The 16,632-nt window shown below is 66.2% G+C and carries 19 protein-coding genes and 1 tRNA gene; 7 read left to right on the top strand and 13 right to left on the bottom strand.

Annotation, left to right across the window (positions count from 1 at the left end):
* Window positions 1-32 precede the first annotated feature (32 nt).
* The 9 genes from ACFC0O_RS05115 to ACFC0O_RS05075 all read right to left on the bottom strand — a co-directional run bounded on the left by ACFC0O_RS05115 (window position 33) and on the right by ACFC0O_RS05075 (window position 8,185).
* Window positions 33-1,325, bottom strand: coding sequence for a hypothetical protein (locus tag ACFC0O_RS05115; protein WP_375953963.1), 1,293 nt, complete (start codon window positions 1,323-1,325; stop codon window positions 33-35).
* Between the two features lie 123 nt (window positions 1,326-1,448).
* On the bottom strand, window positions 1,449-1,772 hold the full coding sequence (locus tag ACFC0O_RS05110) for a hypothetical protein (protein WP_364632820.1): 324 nt from the start codon (window positions 1,770-1,772) through the stop codon (window positions 1,449-1,451).
* Window positions 1,773-2,006: 234 nt separating this feature from the next.
* Window positions 2,007-2,079: transfer RNA gene (locus tag ACFC0O_RS05105), tRNA-Gly, on the bottom strand.
* An 85-nt stretch (window positions 2,080-2,164) separates the two neighbouring features.
* A complete protein-coding gene (locus ACFC0O_RS05100; RefSeq protein ID WP_375953961.1) occupies window positions 2,165-3,055 on the bottom strand; it encodes a hypothetical protein in 891 nt (296 codons plus the stop codon).
* Window positions 3,052-4,749: a cutinase family protein gene (locus ACFC0O_RS05095; protein ID WP_375953959.1), complete on the bottom strand. Its 1,698-nt coding sequence runs from the start codon at window positions 4,747-4,749 to the stop codon at window positions 3,052-3,054. The genes ACFC0O_RS05100 and ACFC0O_RS05095 overlap by 4 nt, the downstream gene beginning before the upstream one ends.
* 18 nt (window positions 4,750-4,767) lie before the next feature.
* The gene (locus ACFC0O_RS05090; RefSeq protein ID WP_364631802.1) at window positions 4,768-5,397 is read right to left on the bottom strand and encodes a hypothetical protein; all 630 of its coding nucleotides are present in this window, start codon (window positions 5,395-5,397) and stop codon (window positions 4,768-4,770) included.
* On the bottom strand, window positions 5,394-6,251 hold the full coding sequence (locus ACFC0O_RS05085; RefSeq protein ID WP_375953957.1) for a hypothetical protein: 858 nt from the start codon (window positions 6,249-6,251) through the stop codon (window positions 5,394-5,396). The genes ACFC0O_RS05090 and ACFC0O_RS05085 overlap by 4 nt, the downstream gene beginning before the upstream one ends.
* Window positions 6,252-6,255: 4 nt before the next feature.
* Window positions 6,256-7,041, bottom strand: coding sequence for a hypothetical protein (locus tag ACFC0O_RS05080; protein WP_375953955.1), 786 nt, complete (start codon window positions 7,039-7,041; stop codon window positions 6,256-6,258).
* Window positions 7,042-7,063: 22 nt separating this feature from the next.
* Entirely contained in the window at window positions 7,064-8,185 is a 1,122-nt protein-coding gene (locus ACFC0O_RS05075) for a hypothetical protein (protein WP_375953953.1), read from the bottom strand.
* A 310-nt stretch (window positions 8,186-8,495) separates the two neighbouring features.
* Here ACFC0O_RS05075 and ACFC0O_RS05070 point away from each other — a divergent pair, with 310 nt between their 5' ends.
* Window positions 8,496-9,125, top strand: coding sequence for a hypothetical protein (locus tag ACFC0O_RS05070; protein WP_375953952.1), 630 nt, complete (start codon window positions 8,496-8,498; stop codon window positions 9,123-9,125).
* 42 nt (window positions 9,126-9,167) lie between these two features.
* Here the strand turns inward: ACFC0O_RS05070 and ACFC0O_RS05065 are convergent, their stop codons facing one another.
* Window positions 9,168-9,359, bottom strand: a complete 192-nt coding sequence (locus ACFC0O_RS05065; RefSeq protein WP_375953950.1) for a DUF397 domain-containing protein — start codon at window positions 9,357-9,359, stop codon at window positions 9,168-9,170.
* Complete coding sequence (locus tag ACFC0O_RS05060; RefSeq protein ID WP_375953949.1) at window positions 9,356-10,255, bottom strand: helix-turn-helix domain-containing protein; 900 nt, start codon at window positions 10,253-10,255, stop codon at window positions 9,356-9,358. The genes ACFC0O_RS05065 and ACFC0O_RS05060 overlap by 4 nt, the downstream gene beginning before the upstream one ends.
* Before the next feature lie 161 nt (window positions 10,256-10,416).
* Here ACFC0O_RS05060 and ACFC0O_RS05055 point away from each other — a divergent pair, with 161 nt between their 5' ends.
* The 5 genes from ACFC0O_RS05055 (at window position 10,417) to ACFC0O_RS05035 (ending at window position 15,025) form a co-directional block, all read left to right on the top strand.
* Entirely contained in the window at window positions 10,417-10,620 is a 204-nt protein-coding gene (locus tag ACFC0O_RS05055) for a hypothetical protein (protein WP_375953947.1), read from the top strand.
* 474 nt (window positions 10,621-11,094) lie between these two features.
* A complete protein-coding gene (locus tag ACFC0O_RS05050) occupies window positions 11,095-12,495 on the top strand; it encodes a DUF222 domain-containing protein (RefSeq protein WP_375953945.1) in 1,401 nt (466 codons plus the stop codon).
* 284 nt (window positions 12,496-12,779) lie between these two features.
* Complete coding sequence (locus ACFC0O_RS05045) at window positions 12,780-13,661, top strand: RNA polymerase sigma-70 factor (RefSeq protein WP_375953943.1); 882 nt, start codon at window positions 12,780-12,782, stop codon at window positions 13,659-13,661.
* A gap of 40 nt (window positions 13,662-13,701) precedes the next feature.
* Entirely contained in the window at window positions 13,702-14,181 is a 480-nt protein-coding gene (locus tag ACFC0O_RS05040; RefSeq protein WP_375953941.1) for an SRPBCC family protein, read from the top strand.
* Window positions 14,174-15,025 carry an alpha/beta fold hydrolase gene (locus ACFC0O_RS05035; RefSeq protein WP_375953939.1) on the top strand — a complete coding sequence of 284 codons (852 nt, stop codon included), beginning with the start codon at window positions 14,174-14,176 and terminating at the stop codon, window positions 15,023-15,025. Before ACFC0O_RS05040 ends, ACFC0O_RS05035 begins: the two co-directional genes overlap by 8 nt.
* Before the next feature lie 4 nt (window positions 15,026-15,029).
* Here ACFC0O_RS05035 and ACFC0O_RS05030 read toward each other — a convergent pair whose 3' ends face one another.
* The gene (locus tag ACFC0O_RS05030) at window positions 15,030-15,470 is read right to left on the bottom strand and encodes an SRPBCC domain-containing protein (protein ID WP_364631834.1); all 441 of its coding nucleotides are present in this window, start codon (window positions 15,468-15,470) and stop codon (window positions 15,030-15,032) included.
* A gap of 213 nt (window positions 15,471-15,683) precedes the next feature.
* Between ACFC0O_RS05030 and ACFC0O_RS05025 the strand changes: the two genes are divergently transcribed.
* Entirely contained in the window at window positions 15,684-16,163 is a 480-nt protein-coding gene (locus ACFC0O_RS05025; protein ID WP_375953937.1) for a hypothetical protein, read from the top strand.
* 11 nt (window positions 16,164-16,174) lie between these two features.
* Here ACFC0O_RS05025 and ACFC0O_RS05020 read toward each other — a convergent pair whose 3' ends face one another.
* The gene (locus ACFC0O_RS05020) at window positions 16,175-16,492 is read right to left on the bottom strand and encodes an EthD family reductase (RefSeq protein ID WP_375953935.1); all 318 of its coding nucleotides are present in this window, start codon (window positions 16,490-16,492) and stop codon (window positions 16,175-16,177) included.
* Window positions 16,493-16,632 lie beyond the last annotated feature (140 nt).

Raw genomic sequence — 16,632 nt, 5'->3', positions numbered from 1 at the left:
GTGCCGAGGCAACAAGAAATACTGTGCGCGGGCTAGGTTCGGGTGAGCTGGAACGGCCCACGGTCCCAACGCCATTGGTTGCGCAGCACCATGGCGGCCAGATCCAGCGGTTCGATACCGGTGTCGGCGCGGTAGCGGCGCAGCGCGGTCCAGTCGAGCGGTCCGGCGGCGAGCCGATTGCGCAGCAGGTTCTCGTGCCGGGTGCTCACCTTGCGCGCGAGCAGATCCGTGACGCCCTCCTCCGCGCCGGTCCAGACCAGCCAGCCCCAGCCCTGCGCGTGCGCGTGCGCGCGGCCCGCGGTGGATTTCACCCGATTCACATGGAATGCGGTGTGTGCCAGCGGGATCACATCCATCAGCACCACGCGCCCGTCGGTGAAGCGGGCCACGGCGGCGGGATAGTGCACGCGTTCGCTGCCGTCGATGTCGTAGACGATCTCGGCGGGATACTCCTGGAAGCTCTCGACGCGTTCGCTGCCGTCCAGCAGGCGCAGCAGCCGGGCTTGCAGGCCGGTGTCGAAAGTCGTTTCGCGGGCGAGCTTTTCGGAGTACATGAACCCGCGCCCGTCATCGCCGAGGTCGAGGGTGCGCGCGGGCGCGGCCGGCAGCTCCCGCGGATCGCCCGCCGCCCACTCCACGCGGTGCAGCCAAGGGTTCCAGGCGTCCGCTGGGACCTCTTCCAGGTGTTCGGGCGGCATCAGGTGCCATCGGCCCTTCTGCTGCCAGCCCGCGATGCGCTGGAAGACGAAGCCCGCCAAGCGTTTCGACTCCTGGAGGTCGTGCCCCGCCAGGCGCAGATGCAGATACGCGCGATCCTGGCCCGCGATATCGCTGTCGGTGGCATAGATTTCGGCGAGCAGGGTGCGCACCAGGCGCTCATCGCTCCAGCCGACGGGGTAGCGGTCGGCGAAGACGCTCAGATCGTATTCACCGCTCAATTGGGCGGCGCGCACCATGTTTCCGATGGCGCGGGTGTAGAGCTGGCGCGCGCGATCGCGTGAGACGCCGAAGCGCGCGCCCAGCAGGGTCAGGGTTTCCGCTGGTTCGCCGTCCAGGCCGAGACGGCGAGTGATGAGCAGGCCGTCGCGCGGGCGTTCGGCCGCCTGTTCGCCGACCATGGCGGCCAGCACCTCGTCGATATCCTCCAGGCCGAAGGCATCGTGCCCGGTCGCGGCCGCATCGCGCGCGGGAACGCGCGGATCGCGCCCGGCCGCGTTCGCGGTGCGCCCGGGGGTGCCCGCGGTGCGCCCGGAGGCGCTCGTCCCACTCCCGGGGGCAGCCGCCCCGCTCCCAGAGGCTGCTGCCTCGCGCTCAGTACTCGTCACAGTGGCCCCTGCCGTTTCGCCAGTCTGTTCGACGAGCTTAGTGGCGGGGGCCGACAGGTTGCGGGAGGTCGGCCGCTCGAATCAGCCGATGGCCGCGTTCATTCAGCCGATGGCCGGGCTCATTCAGCCGATGGCCGCGTTCATGATGGTTCCGGCGCTGGTGGCGATGATGCCGCCGATCATCGCGCCGGCCACCATCTTCGGCGAGGCCAGGCCGCCGCCGGACCACTTCTCCCAGGCGAAGCGGCCACCGGCGTAGGTGATTCCCATGACGCCGGACAGCAGCACGAACCAGGTGAAGTAGCGCACCAGCTTCATCAGTTTGTCGGCCACCGGCGGTGTCTCGGGGGTCGGGTTGCTGATCTGCGCGAGCACGGTGCTGTCGCTGAAGTGAAGCGCGGAGCTGTCGCTGAGATGAAGCACAGTGTCGTGGAAGGCGCTGAGCATGGGGGTCACCCCGCTCACGATATTCCAAAATGGCCCGACATGCCCGGGAATGTTTGTGAGATGCTTTGCACCAGAGCGGATTCCGAGTGTTCAGGGGACTGAACTCGAAAGTCTTGCGAAGTCCGGGACTTGATAGCCCGGCGAGCGCCGCATCACTGGTCTTGCGAGAGTTGGATCCGGGCTGAAAAGCAGTTCGACCTGCGGCCTTGAAAGCATTGGACCTGGGGCCCGTTGAGCGGATGACGAGATTCGAACTCGCGACCCTCACCTTGGCAAGGTGATGCGCTACCAGCTGCGCTACATCCGCTTGCGCGTCCCTCGGGGCCTTGCGGCTCCTCCGGCGTGCGAGAGAAAACATTAGCCGACGATGCGCCGAACACCAAAACGGGTGTTCAGCGCGGCACTGTCTGGTTCTGCGGTGGCACTGTCTGGTTCTGCGGTGGTTCCGTCTGGCTTTGTGGCGGAGTGGCATCACCCTGCAACGGCACGATGGAGGCCACCAGGGTGCGATCCCCGCTGACCGCGGTGAGCACCAGTTGCGGCGGCCACACCTTGCTCGACTTGTCCGGATGCGATTCGCTCACCACCATGATGTGCTGCCCGGCGAACGGCCCGGGCATGATCTGCACACAGTAGGTGGTCCCCACCGGAATGCTGTCGATCCCGGCCTGGATATCGGCGACCGGCGGCGGGGTGGCATCGGGTGCGAACATCTCCCGCACCCGCGCACCGTTGCGTTCGACGTAGTACCGATTCTGCAGCGCCAGGATCGCGTCCGTCCCGGTGCGGGTGCTGCCCGGTCCATTGCCCCGGATGCTGGTGCCGCTCATCTCATTCGGGCACAGCGCCGGATCGGTGTTCGCCGCCGGTGCGGCCGAACTCGATGTGACCGATGTCGCCGGGGGAGCGGCGACCGTCGGCATGGGCCCGCTGTTGTCGGCGGGGCTCACCTTGGCGATCTGCACCGCGACGGCGGCGACCACCGCCAGCACCGCGAGCACCCCGAGCAGCGGTACCGCCCAGGCGGGATAGGGCCCCCGCTGTGGTTTCGAGCGCAGCGGTGTCGCACGCCGATGCCGGGCTCCGAGATGCGGCCGCAGTCCGGGCTCGTAGTCATCGTCATCGTCATCGTCGTAGTAGTCGTCATCGTCGTCGTAGTACTCGGGTTCGCTGTGCCGCGCGGCGACCGGTTTCGGTTCCGGCGCAATCCAATCCGACCAGTTGCCGGTGTACTCCTGGTCCGCGTCCGGATGCTGCGGTTCCCGCCGCTCCTGTGTGGTCATCGCGTCCCCTGTGGTTGCAGGTCCGGGATGAGCGGTGCGCCGCTGGTGGGCGCGGCCGCGGTGGTGGGCGCGATCGCGATCAGCGGCGCGGCCGAGGTACTGGGCGCACTGCTGCCGCCGCCGTTGGAATCGCCTATGCCGAGCGGGAATTGACCGCCGGGCACCGCGCTGGTGGTGACGGTGCTGGACGGCGCGAAATCGAAGCCGCCGCTGGGCTTGTCACTGCCGCCCTTGGGCGTCGCCCCCGGCGTGCTCACCGAGGACAGATCATGTGCCAGCGCCGCGAACCAGGTGCCCACGAATTGCGTTGGGCTGTTGCCGAATCCGCCGCCCTGCGCATGGGTGTAATCGTGTTTGGCGGCGGTGTTCCAATACCGCACCCAGGTGGTGACGTTGAGCAGATCCTTATTGTCGGTGACATTCTGCACCAGCGCCGAGAACGCCTGACTGGTCAGTTTGCTGATGGTGGTGGGCGGCACCAGATCCGCCACCGCGCCGACCAGTTTCGCCCCGAGAACGGCAAGTCCCGCAATGGGATTCGCCAATCCGGCGGCCGCTATTTCGGCGATATTGGTGCCGGTGAGCACATTCTTCACCACGGCCACAACGGAATTGAAGGCAATGGTGCCGACCTTCACCAGCGCCTGAATCGCACCCGGCAGATTCAGCGCGGTATTGGGATCGGCGGCATCGGCCACCCGCTGCGACAGCGATTTCTGCGGCTGAATCGACAGATCGGTGATCGAGTTCCCGGAGATGTCGTTGTTCACCACATTGGTGAACGTCTTGATCGAGGTGTAGGCCAGCGCCTCCGCAATGGATTTGAGCGAGGCGATCGGATCGCCGCCCGAAATCTCCACCTGCCCCGCGATATTGGCCACCGCGCGCAGCAGCGGCGCGTTATCCGGTGCGTCACAGGCGAGATCGCCGTCCGCGCAGAAGCTGGCGACCCGTCCGCTCAGACTGCCGAAGTTGACCCCGCCGCCGGTGGTTCCGCCCGTGCTGATGGTGCTCACATTGGTGCCGAGTTTGGCGGCGGTGCCCATACCGGATCCGGCGGGCGGTTGATCCGATTGCGGCGGCGGCGGCAGTTTCGCGACCTCGGTGCCGCTGGTGCCGGGCGCGGGATCGGGTTCCTTCTGTCCGGGCTTGCCGGGGAACATGGCCGCGCCCGCGGTGCGCGTCGGATCGCCGAACAGCGCGACCGCCGCGATCTTATCGGCCGGGACCACGCCCTTGCCCGCCGCGATCTCCTGTGCGAACAGCGAGGCCACGTTCGCGCCCTGCGAATACCCAGCAATCGCGAGCCTGGTGTTGGCGCATCGATCGGCCACCTGCTTGGCCATGGACCGCAATCGATCGAGACCGTTGGAAACCGATTGTGAGTAAGTGGTCTTGTCGGCGGCGATCACCCCGCCGAACGACGACTCGTACGGCACGTACGCGCGATCGACCAATCCGGTATCGGACGCCTCGGACATCATCGGCCGGAACACCGTGGACAGCATGCCGGTATCGGTGGTCACCGCGGCATCGGGTGAGGATTCCCCGGTGCCCTGCACGCCGAGCGCGAACAGCGCCGGGCAGGTGTCGATGGGCAGGCTGGTATCGGGCGGGCCCGCACCGGCCCCGCCTATGGTCACCGCGGTGAAAAGCCCCGCGGTGGTAATGATGAGCAGCAGTTTCCGGACCACGCCCGCACCTCGTTCAGTTCATGGACTCGGGTTCCGAGCGCCGGGTTGCGCGCTCGCGGTGATCCGCGCCCCGGCCGCGCGGGCCGTGGTGAGGATCAGTTCGGCGAGATGCCGAACCGGTTGTGGCGGTGTGCGGGTGGGATCGCCGTCATCCAGCGGGGAGCTGGATACGGACGGATTCCACGCCGCCATCTCATGGGGTTCCAGGGCGCGCCACTGTTCCAGCCAGCCCAGTCGCCAGACCTGCGCGCCGAGCTCATAGGCCAGGTCCTCGACGTCGCGGCGGCGTTCCTCGACCGGATTGGGCAGTGGGCGTGCGGAATCGGCGACGGTGATCATGCCGACGACTTCGCTGCCCGCCGGGGTGGCGTGCTGTTCATGCGCGACCAGCGCGCGATGCAGCATGTTCATCCCGCGCATATGGGTGCGCGCGACCAGCACCACCAGCGGTGAATCCATATCCGCGGCAAGGCCGATGCGCGCGGGCCAGCGCTGGCCGGCATCCCCGGCCCAGCTCATGCTGGCGGCCAGGCTGCTCACACCCGCGCCGCCGTGCACGCCGACCAGCCACAGCAGTGGCGGCCGGGCGGGCCGATTCGGAACCGCGCGCTGCCACATGGGCACCGGGGGCACGCTGAGCGCGGTCATCGCAGCGCTCCCAGCAGTGCCAGGTACGCGTCGCGGGTTTCGGCGGCCATCCGATGCCAGGAGATGAGGCTGCCGCTGGCGAGGTGAATATCGAAGGGCACCAACTGCACCGCGCGCACCCATTCGCCCAGGTGTGCGCGCACATGCGCGAGAATGCCGACCCCGGTGCCGGGTGTCTGTTCGGTCAGCACGATCACCGCGTCGCCGACGACGAATTCGCTGAAGTTCTCGTCCAGCCAGCTCAGTGCGGGCTGTAACCGGTTGATGGCATCGGGCCGCGCGGCCACGGTGATGACCAGCCCGACCCGGGGATCGGCGAGCAGGGGAGCGGCCAGACGACTGGTCACCGGTGCGCCCGCGTCGAAAACGGCCAGCAGTCCGGCGGTTTCGAGATGCCGGGCCACCGACACCAGCGATTCCCGGCGCGGCAGCGCGTCCGGACTGCGCGTGAGCACCCGTACCCCGGTGCTGGTCTGTCCCGCGCACGCGCCGACGCTGGACGGCAATTCGGGATGCGCGGAAACCAGCCAGGTCTGCAACGTGCTCACCGGTTGTGCGGTATCGCAGCCGCGCAGGCCGATATCGCCGCCGCCGAGCGTGGCGTCCACCGCCACCGGCCAGATCTCGCCCTCGGAGTCGACGGCGGCCGCGGCGGCCAATCCCAGTGCGGTGGTCGATGATCCGGATGATCCGGAGCCGCCCAGCACCAGCACCGAGGGCACGGCGGCCCGCATGAGACGGCCCTGTCCGCCGCGCAGCGGCACCGGGTCGGTGGGGGAACCGACCGGGGTGCGCGGCGTGGGCTCGTCCTCGGCTTCGGTGGCGCGGCGGATCAGATCGTGGACATCGACCATATCGTCACCCGCCGGAGGACCGGATCGAGCTGATCAGTACGTGGCCCTCCCGGTTGACGGTGGTGAAGACCTGCTGCCAGGACGATTGCGCGCCGTCCGGGCGGAGTTCATTGACGGTGACATCCCAGCTGTCGGCGGTGAGCCGGGCGATGGCGACGCAGTGCTGGGTACCGGCCGGGACGGCCGAAATGGCATCGCGGGTGGCCTGTTCCGGTGCGGCCATCGCGTCCGGGGTGAGCATGCTGCGCACCACGGCCGCATCGCGCAGCACGTACCAGGCGTATTCCAGGTGCAGGATGACGCCCGGGCCGGTATCGAGATCGCCTGTGCTGGAACCGCTCACCCGATCGGCGGTACTGCTGGTCTGGCACCACGGAGCCGGGGTGGGCGGATTGGCCGGGGCGGCGGCGGGTTTCGAGGTGGGTGCGGCGGTGGGGGTGCCGCTCGGGGTGAGCGTCACCCACGCGCCCACCGCGACCAGCAGCAGCACGACGGCTCCGGCCCCCGCCGCGATCAGCCGATTGCGCAGCTGACGGCGGCGGCGGGTCTGGAGCGCGCGTTCGCGCGCGGCCTCCATGAGCGGGGCCATCGGATCGTCGTCGTACAGCTCACCGTCCTCGGCGAGCGGTACGCGCACATGGGTATTCGAATCGCCGGGCGCGGTGGCGGAGTCATCGAGCCACTGCGCCCAGGCGGGAGCCCCCGACTGCGCGGAGCGCGGAGTCGGGGCCGTCGGCGGTAACGCGGGTATCGGTGGTCGCGGCGCCGTGCGGTCGTCCTGTTCGATCACGGCGTCACCCAGGCTTTCTCGTTCAGGCACCCGGCGCGGGCGCTAGTCCCGCCAGGAAGGATTCGGGAGTCAGCGGCGGCATCTGGGCGACGGCGGAACGCAGGGAATCGACCGTGGTTTCCACGGTTTGGGTCACCTGGTCGACGGTTTGCGCGACCTGGGTGCCAACCTGATTCACCACGGTCTCGACCTGCTGTGCCACGGGGGCCACGGCGTCGTAGACGGGCTGGGCCGCGGGGATCGGGGCCACGGCGGGGACGATCGGCGCGACCGATGCCACAGGGGCGGAAACCGGTGCTACGAAAGGCTGATCGACCGTTGCGGGATCGGCCGGTGGTGGCTTGCTCGCATCACCGCCGCTGAGCGCACCGGCACCGAGTGCGGCCAATGCTCCGCCGCCGGCGACGAGCGGAACGCTGGCGAGGCCGCCCAAGGATCCGCCGCCGATGCATCCTGCGATGCCACCGACGATCGCACCTGCCGGAGCGCCGACACCGGCGGTTGGGATGCCACCGATCAATGCGCCTGTGACAGCACCGACTACGGCACCGACTCCACAGCCGACCGGAACGAGTGCGGCCGGTGCCGCCACGCCGATCGTGCCCGCACCGATCAGAGCGCCCATCGAGCTGGACGCGGCCATGCGGTCGGAGTCTTCACGTGAGAAGCCCATGCGGTCGTAAGCGGCCGCGATCTGCCACTCCGTCATGTCCAGGTACGCCTGGGTCTTATCGCGCGTCTTGACGTCGACGAAGTCCGGCAGTTGGACCGAGGCCGTTCCCACCCGCAGCTTGTGCGGATCGGTCGGCATGACTTCCTGCGTCTGCGGCTGCACCGCCTCCGGCTCCACCGTATCCGGCTGCGTGGCCTGCGGTTTCGGCCCGACCAGCGTATTCACATCCGGCTGCGTCTGCTGTTGCGGCCGTGGCCGGTTGGGCGGTGCGATGGGCGGATCCGGAATCCAGTCCGCGGGACTGGGTGCGGTGGCCGCGGGTGGTGACTGGGGCGTGGTGCTCAGCCCCGGCTGTCCTTCACCCGGTACCGCGAGCCCCGGTTGTCCCGGCGCGGCCGCGGCGACCCCCTGCCCGGCGACCAGCATTATCGGTAAAACCGATAATGCGAGTGAAGTTCGTTTGGAATTCATTACCCATTCCCCTTACCCGAACGGCCGACGGCGGTTGAACCCGCCTGAAACCCCCTGCCGACCAGCACTATTCGCGCCTCCGGCTCAATCCACCGCAGTTGACCCATGACTGAACCCCACCGGTGTGCGATGATCATGTTTCCGGGTCGATCTTACCCGTAACCGTTCCCCTCACAACCTGATACGGATTAGTCGGAACGAATACTTCTGCCCCATCCGATTCCACATCGTAAGATCACTCGCGTTCATCGCAAGAACCGTGCGCCACAATATTTCTCATCGCGCCCGCCGGTTCCCGGAAGGAATTCCCATGCGCGCACGCCCAGCACACTTCGCGCTACCCCTCGCCGCAGCGTGTGTCCTCACCGCCTGCGGCGGCCTCGGCGGTGGCGGTGTGACGACCACCAATATCGCCCCGCCCGATCCGGCCCGCGCCCCCGCCGACGTCCACTGGGAAGCCTTCCAGGGCATCCAACTCCCCATCGGCGCGCACGACGGCCCCACCAAACTCTCCACCACCGCCGCGGGCTACTCGCACACCCCGCAGGGCGCGGCCCTCGCCGCGGTCAACCTTTCGGTCCGCCTATCCCTGGCCCCCGACGCCGCCTGGCCCGAAATCGCCTCCCAATCCCTGATGCCCGGCCCCGCCAAAGACTCCTGGGTCCTCTCCCGAGCCCAGATCTCCATCACCGCCCCCGCCAACCCAGCCGTGGCCCCCCGCATCTCCGGCTACAAGATCCCCGCCTACGACCCCCTCCGCACCGAAGTAACCATCTACACCACCTATCCGGACGCCAGCATCGCCGCCACCCGCCAAACCGTCCAGTGGTCAGCCGAGGACTGGCGCTTGACCCTCCCCGACCCCACCTCCAAAACCCCCACGGTGCAATCGATCCCGTCGATCCCGGCAGACGCGGTGAAACTGGAGCCCGCCAAGTAGGCACGGGGGCCGCCGCCGTTCCGGAACCGGCGGCCGCGCGCTTCAGCGCTGCCACACCCCGCTGCTCAGGAATCGATCCCACTGCTCGCCGGAGAAGACCAGCGCCGGGCCACCCGCATCCTTCGAATCCCGCACGCCCACATGATCGTCGACGAACGCGATCTCAACGCATTCGGAGGCGTTCGCGGATCTGGAGGATTTGAACCAGCTGGCGTCGGCTAGATCGTCGTTCATGTCGCGTACTCCTTCGCGATCTTACTTATGAATTCCCGAGAGTCCTTCTCGCTCAACGCTACCCGCTGGATCTCGGAGATCGCATCCTTGAATCGGGTAATCGTGTCACGTTGTTCGAGATAGAGCGCGCCCTCGGAGCCTTCGGTGTAGACAACCGGAGGCTCCGCTAGATGTCTTGCAAGATCGGGGAATTCGAGCAGGCTGAAAGATAGCGTCGCCAGGCCGCGGTACATGCCTACGCTGTGTGGAATCACTCGAATCGAGACATTGTCGCTTTCGCCGATTGTGGCCAGATGTCTCAATTGTTCGATCATGGCGGGTGGCCCGCCGGGCTGATGACGGAGTACGGCTTCCGACAGCATGACATCGAGCCGGAAGTCGTTGTCGCGGAGCCGTTCCTGTCGACGCGCGGCGAGTTCGAGTCGTCGCTCTACATTGACCGCAGACATACTCGGATGCGTTTCCTTGATGATCGCCCGCCGGTATTTGGGTGTTTGAACAAGTCCGTGCACCAGCACGAGCTGATGTGTGGTCAGGTGATTGGTCACCTCCTCCAGCCGCAGATAGTGATTGAAGTGCGGCGCGTATTGATCCGCGTACGCCTGCCACCAACCCTTCGCTATGCCTTGGGCTTTGGCCGCTTTGGCCTGCTGCCGAACCTCCTCCCACAGCTCCAGGGCCTCGGCCCGCACCTGCGGTCCGACCTTGTACAGATCGAGCAGTTCCTTCAGTTGCGGCGTGGAGACTTTGGTTGCCAGCCCGTCCTCCAGCCGCATGACGGTTTGCTTGGAAGTCTCGATTTGCAGCCCGGCGGTGAGCAGCGTGGCTCCGGCCTGCTCGCGAAGTCCGCGCAGAAATCGGCCGAAAGCCCTACGGGGAATGGTTGATCCGACCATTTCGTTAGCCTCTCTATCTGGGGAGACGCTTCATGCAACGGTTCAAATTGGAATTCCAGAATACCGACTCGGATTCGATCCCGCAGAGCTTCTGCTAGGTCATTGTGGGTTGTGCGGCTTGTTAGCCGGAGCCACAATCACATCCATTGCTGGAGGTCGTAATGTCCTGGGACGCATGGGCTCTCCTGTCGATCCTCGCCCTGTGCGGCACCGTCATCGCCTGGTCCTGCTGGGGCTTCCACCGTGACCGCGACCCACAGGAGCCCCACTCATACCGCCTGGCCCTGTCCGGCGGCGGTCACCTCTACATCCCCCGCCCCATCGATCACCCGATAGCCCGCCACCGAATGGCGCGGAGTGTCTGAAGAAAGGCGCAGCCGCCATGGAACTCGGCCATCAACCCCCGGACTACCCGATCATGAACCTCGAGGTCGCCCAACGCGGTCAACGGGCTCACCAATCCTGCGATATCGAAACGTGTGCCGCCAGAGCCTATTTCGATAAGGTCGCACTGCGTCTCGCTCGTCGGTCCTCCGAAGCCCCTGAAGGCTCCGGGTCGCCGAACCGTTGGTTGGACATGTGATCACCCGCGATCCCACTCAGTGCATCAGTGATTGGAGATTCAAAAGACGCGCGAATGTAAATATGGGATGGTCTGAATAGCGTTGTATCACAACCGAATTAGACTCTCCATCTCTGTTTCAGGGGAGTAGAATAGAAGCATGAACTCAGGGGAGGAAGTCGCAATCACGGAGAGTGCAACCGCACTCTCCGCTGCGATCGACACCCTCGTTTCTCTGCCGCTTATTCCGTTGTCGGACAACGACATCGTCGAATTGATGCAGCAGATCGAAACCGCCACCCGCAAACTCGACGCGCTCAAACTCGACCTGGTCGTGCAAACCTGCTCGCGGTCGCTGCCCAAGCGCGCCGGAGCAGGCAGCGTCGCACTGTTCCTGCAAGACACCCTGCGGATCTCACACGGGGACGCGCTGAACCGCTGGCACTGCGCTGAGCAGGCCGCGATCTGGCCGCGTGTAGGAGACGACGCCGAAGTATCGACCCCTGCGCCGGTGCTGCCCAATACTGCTCTGGCGCAAGAAGAAGGCGCGATCGGACTCGACCATGTGCGCGTGATCCGGCAGGTCATGGACCGCCTGCCCAACCAAGTCACCGCCGAAGACCGCGCCCTGGCTGAAGAACACCTCGCGCGGCACGCACGCGCGTTGAACCCGAACCAGCTCCCCAAAATCGGTGACCGCATCCTGGGACACCTGGATCCCGATGGCACCCTCACCGACGACACCGATCGGGCTCGTATGCGCAGCATGCGGTTGAGCCCCCAAGGGTTCGACCTGATGTCCACCATGACCGTGGTGTTGACCCCCGCAGCTCGCGCGGCCATGGATGCGGTCTTGGCTAAGCTCGCCCGGCCTGGCCTGTGCAACCCGGCTGATCCCGAAAGCCCGTTCGTGGTGGACGAGAACCTGAGCCCCGACGTGGTCGAGGCCGCCGCCAAGCGGGACACACGCACGACCGTGCAGCGTCAGCACGATGCCCTGTTCGCGCTCCTGCACCCTGACTTCAACCCCGCCCACCTGGGCTCACACCGTGGACTGCCCGTCACCACGATCCTGACCATGAACATCGCCGATGTGGAACGCGCCGCCGGAGTAGCGACCACCGCCACCGGCGGGACTGTGCCGGTCGCGGTCGCGTTGGAAATGGCTGCACGCAAAAGCAAGACGTTCTCCGTCGTCACCGACGGCAACAACATGCCCCTGCACATCGGCGAAGCCCGTTTGGCGAACCCGGCACAGCGCATGGCGTTGATCGCCACCGAGCGTGGCTGCACCCGCCCCGGATGCACCGCACCAGCAAGCATGGCCGCTGTCCACCATGTCACCGAGTACATCAAGGGCGGACCCACCGACATCGAAAACCTCACCCTGGCTTGCGATCACTGCCACGCCCTGGTGAACGACACTCCGACCGGGTGGACCACGATCAAGCTCGGCAAGGATTCGGCCTTCGCGGGCCGCACCGCGTGGATCGCGCCCGCGCACATCGACCCGACTCGCACACCGAGGGTGAACCATCTTCACCACCCGGACGAGTTGATGGCCACCGCCCCGGCAGCCCCGCCGTTGCCCGCACGCCCCTCTCGGGCCTGTGTGCCGAATCGGATGCGTCAGCGACCGTGGGTATTGCCTCGCCCGGCTTGCCCAGCCCGGCAATAGCTCCACCCCACCTGCCTCCACCGTCAGGAACCCTCCTGCCGGTGCTACAGGCATGTCCTCACCCACCCGACGGTGTGACAGGCGGCGGTCACCTCCCAGACCCAAGAACCAAGCCGCCCAGTTGTTTTGGTTCTTGTTGTTGGTCTTTGTCTTTGGCTCTGTTCTTGATCTTTGTTCTTGTTCTCTTCTTGTCCAGGCGTCTTTGTCTCTTGTTCTTCGGTCTCTTGTCCTCCAGAGCCATGTCTCACATCGCTGTCCGCCGTAACTGGCGTTAGGTTGGAGCGGTGGGCGAATTGGGGGTATTCGACGAATTGCGGCCGCTGCTGTTCACGATCGCGTACGAGATCCTGGGCAGTGCGGCCGATGCCGAGGATGTGGTGCAGGACAGCTACATTCGCTGGCGCGACGCCGAAGCGGTGGAGCATCCGCGCGCGTATCTCACCCAGGTGGTGACGCGGCAGGCATTGAATCGATTGCGTTCGCTGCGGCGGCGGCGCGAGGAGTACGTGGGCAATTGGCTGCCCGAGCCGATTCGCACCGAGCACGATGCCAGCCACGACGTCCTCCTCGCGGAATCGGTGTCGATGGCCATGCTGCTGGTGCTGGAAACCCTCGGCCCCACCGAGCGCGCGGTCTTCGTACTGTCCGAGGTGTTCGGGCATTCCCTGGTCGAAATCGCGGGCATGATAGGCAAATCCGATGCCACCGTGCGGCAGATCGCGCATCGTGCCCGCGCGCATGTGCGGGCGCGGCGTAAGCGCTTCGAACCCGATTCGGATACCAGCCGCGCGGTGATCGCCCGTTTCGCGCTGGCCGCGCGCACCGGTGAAGTGCAGACGCTGATGGATGTGCTCGCCCCGGATGTGGTGTCGATTTCCGACGGCGGCGGCAAGGTCACCGTGGCGGGCCGCCCGATCCTGGGGCCCGAACCGGTCGCCAAGTACCTCATCGCTTTGGCGCGAGGTCCCATGGCGGACATGACTTTCGAGCTCGGCCGGTTCAACGCGCTGCCCGCACTGCTGTGCCGCGCCGCCGATGGATCGCTCGATTCCATCCTCATGATCGAGGTGTCCGGTGACTTGATCACCGGCCTGTACGCCGTGCGCAATCCCGACAAACTGCGCGAGGTCGAGGTGGTTCGCCCACTGCTGCGAAAAATTTCGTGATCACATGTCACGGTCTCGGACCCGGAGGTGTCCCAGAGGTATGGAAACCATCACCGTAGAACGCACCATCCCCGCGCCCATCGATCAGGTATTCGATTGGTGCGCAACCACGACCAACTACGAGCGCACCCGCTGGGTGCTGCGCTGCAAGCTCACCGAACCCGGCCGCGACGCCCCCTACGGCGTCGGCGCGATCCGCGTGCACACCTGGCTGATCGGCTATTTCGTCGAACGCGTCACCCGCTACGACGCCCCGCGCTCCTTCGACTACGTGGTCGACCGCAGCATCCCGCCCTCGCGTCACGAGGGCGGCACCATGACCTTCACCGAGGTCCCCGGCGGCACCCATGTGGTGTGGTCGACCACCACCGAAATGGCCGTCCCCTTCGCCGCGGCCGCCGCCACCCGCCGCATCGCGCGGCCCATCGTGACCCATGTCTTCGGCCGCATCCTGCGCGCCTGCGCCGACGACCTCTCCTCCCGAACCCCTCCGAATCCCGTGGAAGCTCCGCATGACTGACACCACCCCGGCCCTGGCGGTCACCGAACACATCGTGGACGGCGTCCGCTGCGCCGTCCACGACAGCGATCCGGCGGGCGCGGGGGAGGCCGTGGTCTTCGTCCACGGCAACCCCGGCCCCATGGACGACTGGACGGACCTGGTCCCGCCCATCGCGGGCTTCGCTCGCGTAATCGCCATGGACATGCCGGGTTTCGGGCGATCCGAGCGCCCGAAGTCCTTCGACCACAGCGTCACCGGCCACGCCCGCTTCCTCGGTCGACTCCTGGACCAACTCGGCATCACCCGGGTTCACCTGGTGCTGCACGACTTCGGCGGCGCGTGGGGCTTGCGCTGGGCCCTGGACCATCAGGACGCGCTTGCCAGCCTCACCCTGATCAATACCGGCGCACTCCAGGGCTACCGCTGGCATCGCTACGCCCGCATCTGGCAAACCCCATTGCTCGGTGAGCTCTTCCAATTGGCGAGCAATCCCAGAGCCATGCACATCGCCCTCAACCGCGACAATCCAAAACCGTTGCCGCGCAACTACGTCGACCGCGTCGCCAGCTTCGCCGACTGGCCGCACAAACGCGCCGTCCTCACCCTCTACCGCAACACTCGCGACCCCGCCAGCGCCTTCCCCGAACAAAACCTCGGCCTATCCGCCGATTCCCTTCCGGTATGCGTGATCTGGGGCGCGGGCGACAGCTACATCCCGGTCCGCTTCGCCGACCAACAACGAAAGTTCTTCCCCGCCGCCGAGATTCACATCATCGAAGACGCGGGCCACTGGCCATTCATCGACGACCCCCAAGCGGTCCTGACACCCCTGGAAGCATTCCTTCGCCGACAAATTCACTGACTTCTCAGCGGGCGAGTACGGCCTCGAGTTTGGGCATCAGATTCCGCCATCCGCGCTCCATGGCATTGCGCGCCATCTTCTGCCGTCGATCCTCGATATCGAATCCGGTCTGCGTCAGTAGCAGCCGCGTTCCCCGCCCCTGCTGTTCAATCGTCCAATCCACCACCCACTTCGGCGGATTCTCACCCTTCGTGTAAACCCAGGTATACGTCAACTGCTCTCCGGGCCGCGCCACCAGCACCTCGGACACGATTTCCGAGGGCGGCTCGGTGGGCATGACGAACATGAAATGCGTCCCCACCTCGGGCGTGAACCCCACCGACCGCAACAGCCACTGCTCCAGCAGGTCCGGATCCGTCAACGCCCGCCACACCTCCTCCGGCGGCTGCGGAAAGAACCTCCCCACCTCCACCGCCGCCGGATTCAATTCAGCATCCTCCGCCATCCCCCCACCATGCCACGCCACCCGTGCTCATGTGAGGTAGCGACCCGCACCCGAAACGCTGCGGCGGGCGTGTCCCGGAGCGGTGCGGCGGCCGCGAGCAGCCGCCGGAATCGAGTCTCGACCTCACCGAACGCGCTATGCTGCAATGGGTTTCATGAACGCCGATCTCTCGGCCGCGCGCGGCCACGGGGCCGTTACGGAGGGCTGGGGAAGATGCTGGTCTGGCGGGATATCTTCACCGGAGATGACGTCATCTCCGATTCCTTCGAGATCGCGGAAGCGATCGACGCGCAAGGATCTGCGGTCCCCGGAATGTTCCGAGTCGATTCCAAGATCATCACCAGGGCCGCCGACGAGAAGGTCAACAATGTCATCGACGAGCAGGTGGGCTTCGGGTACACGCAAACCTATTTCGAAACCAAAGCCGAGCTGAAGGCCTACCTGAAGCAGTATTTCGTGCGAATCCTCAACCACCTGAAGGGTTCCGGCGCTTCCGGCGACGAAATCGACCGCTTCGAATCGGACGCCGTGGAAATCCTGAAATTCCTGAATCCACGGTTCAAGGACCTCCAGTACTACATGTTCCGCAGTATGGCCGGTGACGGCGGAATGGCGTTCGCCTACTACGAACCCGAAAGCCACACCCCCACCTTCCTGTACATCAGGTGGGGGCTCGAAGAAGTCAAGTCATAGCCGCCGGTGGCTCACTCGTCGGGTGATGCGCTCCACGCCGGATAGTCGATGACGACCACACCGCCGGTGGCGTAATTGGCGACATCGGCGTTCGCCCGCTGGCCCTGCGGCGACGACCGCGCTGCCTTCATGGCGTCGGCGTCGGCGAAGTCGGCTTCGAAGACCGCGAAATACGGCGCTTTTCCGCCGACCGCCGACACCTCGAAGCTGTACCGCGCCGCGAGCAGTCCGGGCATCGCCAGGGCCAGCGGAAGGTGGGTGTTCACGTAGTAGTCGCGGAAGTGGTCGGGGTCGGTGGGCGCGGGGTACAGGACCAGCAACTTATGCATGTCGGCCTCCGCGCGGATCAGGGTTGCCGTGCTCGGCCCGTTGAATTGTCATATCCGCAGGTTAGGGCTTGATGTGCGGGCAAGGGAAAGACCCGAACGGGATAGACTCAGAACGGATCGTTATCAATCGACGGGGAGGG

Origin of the sequence: Nocardia sp. NPDC056100 (assembly GCF_042266325.1) — a bacterium.
Taxonomy (GTDB): domain Bacteria; phylum Actinomycetota; class Actinomycetes; order Mycobacteriales; family Mycobacteriaceae; genus Nocardia.
This window is presented reverse-complemented; position numbering and strand designations above follow the sequence as displayed.

Coding starts and splice junctions, on each gene's coding strand:
- ACFC0O_RS05070 (WP_375953952.1), top strand. CDS start 8,496: ATGCGCGCACGCCCAGCACACTTCGCGCTACCCCTCGCCGCAGCGTGT.
- ACFC0O_RS05050 (WP_375953945.1), top strand. CDS start 11,095: ATGCAGCAGATCGAAACCGCCACCCGCAAACTCGACGCGCTCAAACTC.
- ACFC0O_RS05030 (WP_364631834.1), bottom strand. CDS start 15,470: ATGGCGGAGGATGCTGAATTGAATCCGGCGGCGGTGGAGGTGGGGAGG.
- ACFC0O_RS05085 (WP_375953957.1), bottom strand. CDS start 6,251: ATGGTCGATGTCCACGATCTGATCCGCCGCGCCACCGAAGCCGAGGAC.
- ACFC0O_RS05090 (WP_364631802.1), bottom strand. CDS start 5,397: ATGACCGCGCTCAGCGTGCCCCCGGTGCCCATGTGGCAGCGCGCGGTT.
- ACFC0O_RS05065 (WP_375953950.1), bottom strand. CDS start 9,359: ATGAACGACGATCTAGCCGACGCCAGCTGGTTCAAATCCTCCAGATCC.
- ACFC0O_RS05035 (WP_375953939.1), top strand. CDS start 14,174: ATGACTGACACCACCCCGGCCCTGGCGGTCACCGAACACATCGTGGAC.
- ACFC0O_RS05100 (WP_375953961.1), bottom strand. CDS start 3,055: ATGACCACACAGGAGCGGCGGGAACCGCAGCATCCGGACGCGGACCAG.
- ACFC0O_RS05020 (WP_375953935.1), bottom strand. CDS start 16,492: ATGCATAAGTTGCTGGTCCTGTACCCCGCGCCCACCGACCCCGACCAC.
- ACFC0O_RS05110 (WP_364632820.1), bottom strand. CDS start 1,772: ATGCTCAGCGCCTTCCACGACACTGTGCTTCATCTCAGCGACAGCTCC.
- ACFC0O_RS05075 (WP_375953953.1), bottom strand. CDS start 8,185: ATGAATTCCAAACGAACTTCACTCGCATTATCGGTTTTACCGATAATG.
- ACFC0O_RS05040 (WP_375953941.1), top strand. CDS start 13,702: ATGGAAACCATCACCGTAGAACGCACCATCCCCGCGCCCATCGATCAG.
- ACFC0O_RS05025 (WP_375953937.1), top strand. CDS start 15,684: ATGCTGGTCTGGCGGGATATCTTCACCGGAGATGACGTCATCTCCGAT.
- ACFC0O_RS05055 (WP_375953947.1), top strand. CDS start 10,417: ATGTCCTGGGACGCATGGGCTCTCCTGTCGATCCTCGCCCTGTGCGGC.
- ACFC0O_RS05060 (WP_375953949.1), bottom strand. CDS start 10,255: ATGGTCGGATCAACCATTCCCCGTAGGGCTTTCGGCCGATTTCTGCGC.